The sequence below is a fragment of the Allomuricauda sp. CAU 1633 genome, assembly GCF_017313225.1.
In the GTDB taxonomy this organism is placed as follows: Bacteria; Bacteroidota; Bacteroidia; order Flavobacteriales; family Flavobacteriaceae; genus Flagellimonas.
Map to the genome: position 1 here is coordinate 547,500 of NZ_JAFLNE010000002.1, position 11,854 is coordinate 559,353.

Consider the following 11,854-nt stretch of genomic DNA (forward strand, 5'->3'; position numbering starts at 1 on the left):
AGGGTTTGACACTAATTACACCAATTTCCACTAATATAGCTGCAGATTCTCGCCAAATGCAGAAATGCTTCGCATTATGAATATAATCCTGACCAAGATTGAGGTCTCGATTGCCTGCCCGTCCGGCAGGCGGGCGCTCGACCTGACATCTGAACTGCTATGTAAGGTATCAAAAACATAACATTAATACTTTCTTAAAAGCTTCACCATTCCATGGGGTATGTCTAATTTTGCGCCATGCAAAAAGAAAATCAGAAGCCCAATTTCGAATTTATCGCTTTAATGGCCGCTTTAATGTCTATAGTGGCGTTGGCCATTGATGCCATTTTACCCGCAATTTCCAATATCGGTATTGCCATTAACAGCTTGGATTCCACTGATAATCAAATGCTGGTGACCATGATTTTCTTGGGGCTCGGTCTGGGTCAGTTGTTCTTTGGCCCACTCTCTGATTGCTATGGAAGAAAGCCCATTGTTTACACAGGTTTTGTGCTGTTCTTGATAGGAAGCATTATCTGTTTGTTTGCTCCATCATTAGTGATAATGATTGTTGGAAGAATCCTGCAAGGTATAGGACTTTCTGCCCCAAGAACGATGGCCATTTCCATTATTCGGGATACGTATGTTGGGGATTACATGGCCAAGATCATGTCTTTTGTGGTGGCCTTCTTTATTTTGGTGCCGGTAGTGGCACCCGCCATTGGAAAAGTCATTATGGATGGATTTGGATGGAAAGCCATTTTTTATGCCCAACTTATCTTTTCACTTATTGTAGCCATCTGGTTTTGGAAAAGACAACCTGAAACCTTGCATCCCGAGTATAAGATTCCATTTTCAAGCCATGTCTTTGTTGATGGGTTCAAGGAATTTATCAAATATCGGGAGGCGGTCGCCTTCACTATCATATCAGGTTTGGTAACGGGGGCTTTTTTGGTCTATCTGAGTTCGGCCCAACACATTTTTGAGGATATCTACAGGATGAAAGACATCTTTCCATACATTTTTGCAGGATTGGCCGTTTCCATTGGTCTCTCCACATTTTTAAACGGGACATTGGTAATGCGATTTGGTATGCGGAAATTATCGTGGATGGCCACTATGGCATTTACCATTATCGGTTTAATGTATACCATTTTCTTCCTGAATGCCCCAAACCCCAGTATTTATGTATTGGTTCCCTTTCTATCAGCACAGTTCTTTTGTTTGGGCTTTATGTGGGGAAATTTCCGTTCCATTGCCATGGAGCCCATTGGTCATATTGCGGGAATAGGTGCAGCCATCAATGGTTGTGTTTCTACCATAGTTGCCATCCCCATAGCCACATTTATCGGCGAGTTTGTGGAACATAGTGTTTGGCCTCTTTTTGTTGGGTTGGGTATTTGTGGCCTGCTATCCCTTGTCATTTTTATGATGGTGAAACGGCCTAAACGGTTGGTGACAGCTTAGGAGTTTTCTGGAAAATAAACTTCACCACTACAAGAGTCTTTACGCGCCCCAGTAACAGAGCGTAGCACATTGGTCATCCCTTTCAGCCGCAGCACACCCATGAAGGCAAAAACCAGGGCTTCTTTATAAGAAACCAAGGTGGTATTGGGAATGATTACCTCGACTTTTGCCCCAAGTTTTTCTTGAAGTGTATCCATGAAGAACAGGTTAAGGGCTCCACCACCCGTGACCAGTAACTTGCTTTTGGGTGGGTTGGTGTATTTGTATACTTGTGCGGCTATTTGCTCACAATTATGATGGATAAAAGTGTGTAAAAGGTCAGCTTCGGGACTTTCAGAAGCTTCAATCAAAGGGACGACCTTACCCGTAAACCATTCATAACCTGTGGATTTAGGGTAGGGTAGGCGGTAGTAGTCCAGATTGTTTAGTTTTTTGAGCAAGGTTTCATCCAATTTTCCACTTCTGGCCAAGGTTCCATTTTCATCATAATCCATTCCCATTTTGTGTGTGATGTAATTCAGGGGCATGTTGGCCATTCCAATGTCATAGGCAATTCTTTTACCCTTTTTTTCAAAGGAAATATTGCTGATGCCTCCCAAATTCAGGCAGAAATCATATTCATGGAACAAAAGTCGGTCCCCGATAGGAACCAAAGGGGCACCTTGTCCGCCCAGACTGACATCTTTCGTCCTAAAATCACACACCACCTGCTTACCACTGAAATTGGCCAAAAGCTGTCCATCACCCAATTGAAAAGTGACGCCATCTTCAGGTCTATGGTGTGAAGTATGTCCATGACTGGCGATAAAATCGACTTCAATTCCACTTTCTTCAATAAAAGTTTTGGACTGTTCCCCTAACCACTTGCCAAAATCCTTGTGGAGTTGGGCATGGTCCTTTTCAGACAAATGAATTGCATTTTTGAGGTATTCCCGAAGATTATCGGAATAGGGGAGTTCTTTGGTCTGGTCAATAGTAAATTTCCAACCATTTGTCTCATCCCAAATACGACAATAGGCCATGTCCAGACCATCCAAGGAAGTGCCCGACATCAATCCCAAGACTTTATAAACAGTATTCATGCTTGGAGGGTTTTTAGTTGAATGGGCAACTTACCCAAAGCAGGTATTTCTCCATTAAAATGACGAACCGCCTCTTCCTGAAATTCGTCAAAATCTTGATAGACCAAAACCACATTGGAATTGGATTGCAATTCCAAAATATCCAAAACATAGGGATTACCAAAAAGATAGACCAAAACAGTTTTCTTCCCTATTGCTGTTCGAATGAAATCCAATAGTTCAGAATCAAAACCAAACTGATTCTTGGGTTTCACGGCTGGTGGAAAAATTGATAGTACCACATTTTGATACTTTTCCAGTTCGACTTTTATTTCAGGCAATTCGGACGACAGTTCCCATGCTTTTTGCTGGAAATCCTCCTCCAGCTTGTTGGAAAAAATATTGATTTTATTTGGGGCAAATGAAAGATTCAAAAAAGGGGAATTCTTGATTTCCACTGCTTTTTTAGGATTACCATAAAGCTCGGTCAGCACATTTTTCGCAATGGTTTTGTTCAACTCGATAGGGCTTTTAACTTCAGCAACATTCTCCCCTTGTTTTAAAAACGCCTTTTCTTTAAGCTGCCATATTCTTTTAAAACTCTCTTCAATACGAAGCTCCGTTGCATCGTTCAGTATGTTTTTGATGCCTTCCACAGGGTTTTCACTAAAACAAAGCACATCCATTCCTGCTGCAAAAGCAGTGGCTTCCAATTCGCCTTCTACTGAATGTTTTTTGGAAACAGCATGCATGTTCAATGCATCGGAAACGATGATACCTTCAAATCCCATTTCATTTCGAAATAAGCCCGTAATAATTTTTGACGAGGTTGTCGAAGGTTCCTTTGCATCCAGCTGGGGGAGCGATAAATGTCCCACCATCACAGAATCAACTCCTTTTTCAATCAACTTTTGAAATGGATAGAGTTCATTATCCTTTAATTCTTCCAGCGATTTATCAATAATAGGAAGCCCTAAATGAGAATCGGTTGCCGTATCGCCATGCCCGGGAAAATGCTTAATGGAATTTAAGGTCCCCGTATTTTCCAAACCTTTTACATAAGCTTCTGCCTTGGTACAAACCTGTTCTTTGTCATCGCCAAATGAGCGATAACCAATCACAGGATTTTCAGGATTACTGTTGATGTCCACCACAGGGGCAAGATTCCAATGAATGCCGACTTCCCTGCAATCCAAGCCAATTTGCTGGCCCACCTCAAAAATGAGTTTATTGTTATTTTGAATGGCTCCCAAAGTAATGGCATACGGATATTGGGGCGTGTTCTCAATACGCATGGCAAGACCCCATTCGGCATCCATGGCTATTAGCAAAGGGTGTTTTGCAGCGTTTTGATAACGTGTTATGAGTTCTTTTAACCTATCATAGCTGTTTTCATTGTGAACAACTGCTTTCTTTCCTTCAAAATTTGTAGCGGCACTGGCTCTACTATGAAAAAAGCAAAGTGCCCCAATACGATAGTCATGAATCAATCGCTCCATTTCTTGAACTTCCTCTTCAGTGTCATTGATGAAAGCAGCCAGCATGAACAATTGCCCCACTTTTTCTTTTAGACTCAGTTGGTTTTGTGCAATTGAATATGAAACAATTTCTTTAGGCATTGGATTCATTCGTTTTTTTGCCGTAATCGGCGGGATACTTTAAGAATTTGAGGACCAAAAAAGCCGGGATGGCGGCTATCACCACCCAAATGAAGAAGCCATCATACCCCAACCATTCCTGAATGTACCCACTGACCATTCCTGGGAGCATCATGCCGAGGGCCATAAACCCGGTGGCTATGGCATAGTGAGAGGTTTTTGAGACGCCTTCGGCCACAAAAATGAGATACATCATAAAAGCGGTAAAGCCAAATCCATACCCAAATTGTTCCAATACTACGGTTCCTACCACGGCATAGATGCTAGTGGTTTGGGTTACCGCTAGAATCGCATAGAGGGCATTGGGCAGATTAAGTGCTAGGAGCATGGGCAGCATCCACTTTTTTAAGCCATCTCTGGAAATCAAGATACCGCCAAGTATTCCGCCAAGGGATAGCATGATTATGCCCACGGTTCCGTATATGGTTCCCACAGCTTCGGTGGAATATTCCAAGCCGCCCACTTCCAATTTGTCCAACAGAAATGGAGAGGTCATTTTAACCAATTGCGATTCGCCCAATCGATAGGTGAGGATGAACAGGAGAGCAATTCCTATTTGATTTTTTTGAAAGAATGAGGCAAAAACTTGTAAAAAACCTTCAGGTTTCTCGGCAGGTTCAATTTTAGCATTTTCAAATTTAGGAGCACTAAAAAAGTTGGCAATGGTCAATATCAGCATAAGAGCTGCCGCGCTGACCATCGTTAGGGACCATGCTTTGGTATTGTCCCCATATTTGTTTTCCAAGAACCCGGCAAAAATGACCAAAAGGCCTTGCCCGGTCACCATGGCCAATCGGTAAAAGGTACTTCGCACTCCTATAAAAAAGGACTGTTTCTTTTGGGTGAGGCCCAACATGTAGTAGCCATCCGAAGCAATATCGTTGGTTGCCGATGCAAAAGCGGCAATCCAGAAAAAGGCCAAGGTGATGATAAAAAATGAGTTGGAGGGGACAAAAAGACCAATGCCCAGAAACGCCATGGAAATAACCAATTGCATGAGCAAGAACCAATTTCTTTTGGTGCCGTTCAAATCCACGATAGGACTCCAAAGGGGTTTTAGTACCCAGGGAAGGTAAAGCCAGCTAGTATATAGTCCGATTTCAGCATTTCCAATACCAAGCCGTTTGTACATGATCACGGAAACGGTCACTACCAAAATATAAGGAATCCCTTGGGTGAAATAGAGGAAAGGAATCCATAGCCAAGCATTTTTGTCTTTTGGTGCGACACTCATTTGTTTGATTTTAAAAATTCAACGGCAGTACGGCACTTTCATTCCCGTATGCATCGGATATAGAAATGCCCACCTTGTTTCTTTGTTGTTTATTGGTCAATTTGAGCTGAAAACAGCCTGAATTTTGACTTTCGGAAAGATACTTCTTTCCTATGAGTTGTTTTTTGTTGTGATTCAGTTGATAGTAATTCAGGAATCTAGGGACGGAATCTATATGCGATATACAGATATCCAGCGTTTCATTTTGTTTTTGAACCGATTCGATTCCGAGAAGCTGAATTTTCCTTGAAATCCTGTTCAATGTCGCAGGGTTTTTCGCAGGAAGTGGATAAAATTTCCGTTTCAGGGTTTTGACCACTTTTTCATGCTGGCCAATCAGCGATTTTGCACTGAAAAAGATATTGCCATCAATGTTTTTTTGGTCTCTGGCAAACATTAGCTGTTTGGGGATTTCTTTCTTTTTGTCCCAAGCTTTGTCACTGTTGTTTTTGATTTTGTAGGCTCCGTTTCCAAGGTACAAATTGGTGTTGGGTGTGGTATTAGACCACCAAGAACCCACGGCTCTATGCGAGGCAGGGGGGTAGTCCATGCTCCAATAGGCTTGGGGTGCCAAATAGTCCAGCCAGCCTTCTTTGACCCAAAGAACGGGGTCTGCGTACAAATCTTCAAAGGTGGTTTGTCCCGCACGGGTATCTGAACCTGCAGGGTCTGTGCTTTTGTTTTTCCATACCCCAAATGGACTGATACCAAATTGTACCCACGGTTTATTTTTCTTGATGGTGTGGTAGACATTTTTCACCAAAGAATCCACGTTACTGCGTCGCCAATCTTCCAAGGACTGATTGGGCAAACCGTAGGTTTGAAATGCAAGTGAGTCATTGAAGACTTCACCTTCTATTTTATAGGGATAGAAATAATCATCAAAATGGATGGCATCCAACTCGTACTTCACAACCAATTCCTCTACGACTTTTGCAAATTTCTTTTGGACCTCGGGCAATCCGGGATTGTAGTAGTATTTTTTGCCGTATTTCACCATCCAATCGGGATGCTGGTAAAAGTCATGATTTTTGGAAAGGGCCAAGGTATCCAGGTCAAAGGTGGCGCGATAGGGGTTGAGCCAAGCATGAAATTCCATGCCTCGTTTATGGGTTTCCTGAATCATCCAGTCCAAAGGATCATCAAAACCTTGGGGAGCTTCCCCTTCTTTTCCAGAAAGATATTTGGACCAAGGCGCCAAATCCGTTTGGTAAAAGGCATCACCCGCGGTTCGCACCTGAACAATGGCCGCGTTGAAGTTCAACTCTTGATAAAAATCCAGAATGGTGATAAAGTCTTTCTTTTTCTTTTCAGGTGAATCGTTGGGGTTTTTGGGCCAGTCAATATTGGCCACTGTGGCGATCCATACCCCTCTAAATTCTTGTTGTGGGGCTTTGATAACCGCACAGGAAGCTAAAAAAATGAAGAGAATCGAAAAGAATAAAATGGTACGCATAAAAGCTGAAAAGGCCTACTTTAAAAATAAATGTAGGCCTTTTTGATTGAATTAAACAATTAAAACTACTTAATGGAAATCTTCAATGGTACTATTATTTGGAGTCAAACCGATAGCGAACAAAACCTTCCATAGCCTCATATTCTGCCATACCTAGTGCATTGTATCGGTTGGCGGTATCCTTGTTTCGTTGCTCGGCGCGTTGCCAGAACTCCCTTTCATCGTTTCCAGGGAACATGGCACTGTCTTTTTGGGATTGGTGTTTAAAGATGGCGTTGATTTTTCGGGCCATATCCTTGGGCCCGATGGGTACGGCCATTTCCATATCTGCAATTTCCCATTCTTGCCAAGCGCCGCGATACAACCATACGTAGCAATTGCGTATCCAATCTGAACCCTCATCCAGCAAGCGTTGGATGGCCCTAAAAATGACATCCAAACAAACCCTGTGCGTGCCATGTGGGTCAGAAAGGTCACCAGCAGCAAAGATTTGGTGTGGCTTGACTTCGTTAAGCAGTTTATACGTGATTTCTACATCTTCTTCTGAGATTGGTTTTTTACGTACTGCTCCGGTCTCGTAAAAGGGGAGGTTTTGAAAGTGCGCATTTTCTTCTGGAACACCACAATAACGGCAAGCTGATAGTGCCTCACCTTTACGTATCAATCCTTTAAAGTTTTGTACTTCAGCACTGTCAATTTCCCCCGGTTTTTTTGAAGCAAGGAACTCCCGAACCTGCTTAAACTGTTTTTTGAGCTCTTTGTTTTCTTTTTGTACATCAGTGGCGAAGTCCAGGAAACGGATGACCTCATCGTCAAAAACAGCAATGTTTCCTGAAGTTTGATACGCTACATGGACATTGTGCCCCTGATCTACCAATCGCAATAAGGTGCCACCCATCGAAATAACATCATCATCTGGGTGCGGACTGAAAATCAAAGATGTTTTAGGATGGGGCTGGGCTCTTTCAGGACGTTGGCTGTCATCTGCATTGGGCTTTCCGCCTGGCCATCCGGTGATGGTGCGTTGCAACTGATTGAAAACCGAAAGGTTAATTTGCTCTGCAGAGCCAACCTCGGCAATCAGATTCCCCATTCCATATTCGTTGTAGTCCTCATTGGTTAGCTTTAAAATGGCTTTTCCTAATTTCTCGGACAACCAAATGGCTGCTGTTTTGATGAGTTTTTCATCCCATTCGCATTCAGTGACCAACCATGGCGTCTTAACGCGGGTCAAGAACGAAGAGGCGGCATCGTCCAAAACAAAGTCACAATTGTTATGGTGTTGTAAGAAGGTGGCTGGAACGGATTCTTTAATTTCCCCTTCCACAGCTTGCTGTACAATGGGGGCCTTACCTTCACCCCAAGCCATAAGAATAATCCTTCTAGCGTTCATGATGGTGCCAACTCCCATAGTAATGGCTCTTCGGGGAACATTTTCCTCTCCAAAAAAGTCGCTGGCTGCATCCAATCGTGTAACTCTATCCAAACGAACCAAACGGGTCTTACTGTTCAATGAGGAACCGGGTTCGTTGAATCCGATGTGTCCGGTCCTACCAATTCCAAGAACCTGTATATCGATGCCCCCAACATTTTGGATTTTTTCCTCATAATCCAAACAGTATTTTTTGATGTCTTCCTTGGAAAGACTTCCATCAGGGATATGAACGTTGTAGGGCTCAATATCGATGTGGTCAAAAAGGTGTTCGTTCATGAAACGCACATAGCTGTGGATGGAATCGGGTTCCATGGGAAAGTACTCGTCCAAATTAAAGGTGACCACGTTTTTGAAGCTCAACCTTCCTTCTTTATGGAATTGGACCAAGTAATCATAAACTTTGGTAGGGGTGGAGCCAGTGGCCAAACCAAGAACCGCTTTTTCGCCCTGTTCTTCTTTTTGCTTGATAAGACTTGCAATCTCGTTGGCAACATACCAAGAAGCACTATCTGAATCTTGGTAGATGTGCGTGTTGATTTTTTCAAACTTCACGGTTTCCATATCCAAGGTTTCTGGTTTTGACGGATTTTTGACCAATTCTTGCATGATTTGTCAGGATTAAGAGTTTAAACAGGACAAATATACTTTATATTTGCAGTATTTTGCAATATATTTGCAGCTTTATGCTTTTTTATCGACAGACAACATTGCTCTGTATACGAACAGCATAATCTGGAATAGTTTTCTACTTTTGAAATTGAATTATAATGGCGGCTTTAATGCTGAAAGAAGAACGACAACATGCCATCCTTAATGAGGTTGAGCTCCATAATCGGGTTTTATTGACTGATTTGGCAGAGAAACTGGATGTTTCCATTGACACTGTCCGGCGCGATGTCAAGGAACTGGATGCGGAAAGTCTCTTGATTAAGGTGCACGGTGGTGCCGTTTCCCTTGGTTTTGCCAATCACAGTCCAACACGCAGCAATGTATACGCACTGGACAAAAAAATTGCCATTGCCAAAAAAGCAATAGGTTTAATTCGGGAGAACAGTGTTGTTCTCATAGATGGAGGAACGACCTGCTTGGAACTTGCCCGTTTGCTTCCGGCCAATCTAAAGCTTACCTGTTTCACTTTAAGTCTTCCGGTAGCCATGGAATTATTGAACAAACCCAACATTGAGACCATATTTATTGGAGGTACGCTTTCCCCAGACTCTCAAATAGCCATGGGTTCCAGCGCCATTCATGCCTTGTCTGAAATAAAAGTGGACTATAGTTTTATTGGAACCGGTTATGTGGATGCCCAATACGGATTGACAGAATTTGATTGGGATGTGGTCCAGACCAAAAAGGCGGTAATCAATGCTTCCAAGAAAACGGTGCTGTTGTGTATTTCGGAGAAGTTGAATTCCCAACACCGATTTAAAACCTGCGATTTAAATGTGATCAACACCATGGTGACCGAATTGGAACCTTGGGACGAAAAACTCGCCGCATTCAAAAATATGAACCTACAATTATTGTAACCCCTGTGAAAAAACACATCAAAATAACAGAAGAAGCTTCCCTGTACGACCAGTTGGAAGAAATGTCGAGCTTGGATATTGTAAGCAATATCAACAATGAAGACAAGAAAGTTGCAAATGCCGTTGAAGAAGTATTGCCCCAAGTGGCAAGATTGGTAGATGAGACCGCTAAACGATTTGAAAAAGGAGGTCGATTGTTTTATATCGGTGCTGGTACAAGTGGACGTTTAGGCATTTTGGATGCTTCTGAAATCCCGCCAACCTTTGGAATGCCCTATGATAGGGTCATTGGGTTGATTGCAGGAGGTGATACGGCCATTCGAAAAGCGGTGGAATTTGCTGAGGATGATTTAGACCAAGCATGGAAGGATTTGCAGGAGTTTGACATCAACTCCAACGATGTGTTGGTCGGTATTGCAGCCTCTGGAACTACACCCTATGTTTTGGGGGGAATCGCAAAGGCTAAAGATCATGGTATTTTAACAGCTGGGATAACCAATAATCCAGGGTCGCCCTTGGCTACAGGGTCTGATATCGCTATAGAAGTGAATGTTGGTCCCGAGTTTTTAACCGGAAGCACCCGTATGAAAAGTGGAACGAGTCAAAAAATGGTGCTCAACATGATAACCACTGCCCTAATGATACGTATTGGTCGCGTAAAAGGCAACAAAATGGTGAACATGCAACTGAGCAATACCAAATTGGTGGACCGTGGTACCCGCTATATTATGGAAGAACTCGGCCTGAATTACGAAGAGGCCGAAAAAGCTCTGAAGCAATATGGTTCGGTAAAAAATGCAGTCGATGCTTTAAAATAGTGGTTATTTGGGAACTAATCTTACAATTCCTTTCCCCTCTATACCTACATATATATAACCATCCGGTCCTTGGCGCACATTCCGTACCCGGCCCATACCATCCAGTAGTTTTTCACGGTAGGTGACTTTGTCATTTTTTAGTTCGAGACGTTCCAGATATTGAAAGGATAGGGAACCCACCAACAAATTCCCTTTCCATTTGGGATATTTGGCCGAAGTGACAAAGGTCATTCCAGAAGGCGCAATAGAAGGTGTCCATTGATATAGCGGTTGTTCCATTCCGGGTCTGGAAGTCTCATCCGTGATTTTGGTGCCGCTGTAATTAATGCCATAAGTAATGACGGGCCAGCCGTAGTTTTTTCCTTTTTGGATGATATTGATTTCATCCCCACCCCTTGGGCCATGTTCATGCTCCCAAATTTTTCCAGTTTCGGGATGTTTGGTCAACCCTTGTGGGTTTCGGTGCCCATAACTAAAAATGGCCGTCTTTGCTCCGGATTTTCCAACAAACGGATTGTCGTTGGGAATACGTCCATCATCATGGATTCGGTATATTTTGCCTCCATCCCGGGTAATGTCCTGAGGGTTAACGTCCCTGTTGCCACGTTCCCCTACTGAAAAATAGAGGTGTCCTTCATTGTCAAATTCCAGTCGGGAGCCAAAATGCTGCCCTCGGGTGGAATTGGGTTCCGCCTTATAGAGTAATTGTTTTTGTGTTAGCCTATTATTGGAGAGTTTGGCCCGCATAATGGCGGTGTTCCCACCCTTTCCATTACCCTCTGAGGAGGCGTAAGTGAGGTAAAGCCATCCATTTTCTCTGTAATTGGGGTGTAGTTCAATGTCCATCAAACCGCCCTGACCCCGCACATAAACTTCGGGTACATTACTGATTTTAGAAGTTTTTCCAAAGGAGTAATGTATCAATTCCCCAGTTTTCTCCGTTATCAGCATACTGCCATCAGGAAGAAATGCCATGCCCCAAGGGTTCTGTAGGCTGGATACAACGGATTCCACAGTAAAATCAAGGGTTTCGGGAAGATTTATGCTTTTATCGGGAGTTTGGGCGCAGGATGTACTAAGCAGTACAACGAAAAAATACGGAAATACGATACTTTTTTTCATAGTTTTACGTTGAAATAATAGATTTCATGGATAAACGGTTACTTTTTGGTAATCGA

Annotated in this window: 9 protein-coding genes; 3 read left to right on the forward strand and 6 right to left on the reverse strand. The window is 42.9% G+C overall.

Going from position 1 to position 11,854, the window contains the following annotated elements; genetic code table 11:
* The first annotated feature begins 237 nt into the window (after window positions 1-237).
* Window positions 238-1,446: a multidrug effflux MFS transporter gene (locus J0X14_RS07480; RefSeq protein WP_207097136.1), complete on the forward strand. Its 1,209-nt coding sequence runs from the start codon at window positions 238-240 to the stop codon at window positions 1,444-1,446.
* On the opposite strand, the gene J0X14_RS07485 is transcribed toward J0X14_RS07480, so the two are convergent.
* The 5 genes from J0X14_RS07485 to nagB all read right to left on the reverse strand — a co-directional run bounded on the left by J0X14_RS07485 (window position 1,443) and on the right by nagB (window position 8,935).
* Window positions 1,443-2,528 (reverse strand): anhydro-N-acetylmuramic acid kinase, encoded by a 1,086-nt coding sequence (locus tag J0X14_RS07485; protein ID WP_207097137.1) that lies wholly within the window; start codon window positions 2,526-2,528, stop codon window positions 1,443-1,445. The genes J0X14_RS07480 and J0X14_RS07485 overlap by 4 nt on opposite strands.
* Window positions 2,525-4,126 carry a glycoside hydrolase family 3 protein gene (locus tag J0X14_RS07490; protein ID WP_207097138.1) on the reverse strand — a complete coding sequence of 534 codons (1,602 nt, stop codon included), beginning with the start codon at window positions 4,124-4,126 and terminating at the stop codon, window positions 2,525-2,527. The genes J0X14_RS07485 and J0X14_RS07490 overlap by 4 nt, the downstream gene beginning before the upstream one ends.
* Window positions 4,119-5,399 (reverse strand): MFS transporter, encoded by a 1,281-nt coding sequence (locus tag J0X14_RS07495; protein WP_207097139.1) that lies wholly within the window; start codon window positions 5,397-5,399, stop codon window positions 4,119-4,121. Before J0X14_RS07495 ends, J0X14_RS07490 begins: the two co-directional genes overlap by 8 nt.
* 10 nt (window positions 5,400-5,409) lie before the next feature.
* The gene (locus tag J0X14_RS07500; RefSeq protein WP_207097140.1) at window positions 5,410-6,894 is read right to left on the reverse strand and encodes a glycoside hydrolase family 10 protein; all 1,485 of its coding nucleotides are present in this window, start codon (window positions 6,892-6,894) and stop codon (window positions 5,410-5,412) included.
* A gap of 94 nt (window positions 6,895-6,988) precedes the next feature.
* The gene (gene nagB / locus J0X14_RS07505) at window positions 6,989-8,935 is read right to left on the reverse strand and encodes a glucosamine-6-phosphate deaminase (RefSeq protein WP_207097141.1); all 1,947 of its coding nucleotides are present in this window, start codon (window positions 8,933-8,935) and stop codon (window positions 6,989-6,991) included.
* A 173-nt stretch (window positions 8,936-9,108) separates the two neighbouring features.
* Between nagB and J0X14_RS07510 the strand changes: the two genes are divergently transcribed.
* Window positions 9,109-9,858 (forward strand): DeoR/GlpR family DNA-binding transcription regulator, encoded by a 750-nt coding sequence (locus tag J0X14_RS07510; RefSeq protein ID WP_207097516.1) that lies wholly within the window; start codon window positions 9,109-9,111, stop codon window positions 9,856-9,858.
* A 5-nt stretch (window positions 9,859-9,863) separates the two neighbouring features.
* On the forward strand, window positions 9,864-10,676 hold the full coding sequence (murQ, locus tag J0X14_RS07515; protein ID WP_207097142.1) for an N-acetylmuramic acid 6-phosphate etherase: 813 nt from the start codon (window positions 9,864-9,866) through the stop codon (window positions 10,674-10,676).
* A 3-nt stretch (window positions 10,677-10,679) separates the two neighbouring features.
* Here the strand turns inward: murQ and J0X14_RS07520 are convergent, their stop codons facing one another.
* Window positions 10,680-11,798, reverse strand: a complete 1,119-nt coding sequence (locus J0X14_RS07520; RefSeq protein ID WP_207097143.1) for a PQQ-dependent sugar dehydrogenase — start codon at window positions 11,796-11,798, stop codon at window positions 10,680-10,682.
* Window positions 11,799-11,854 lie beyond the last annotated feature (56 nt).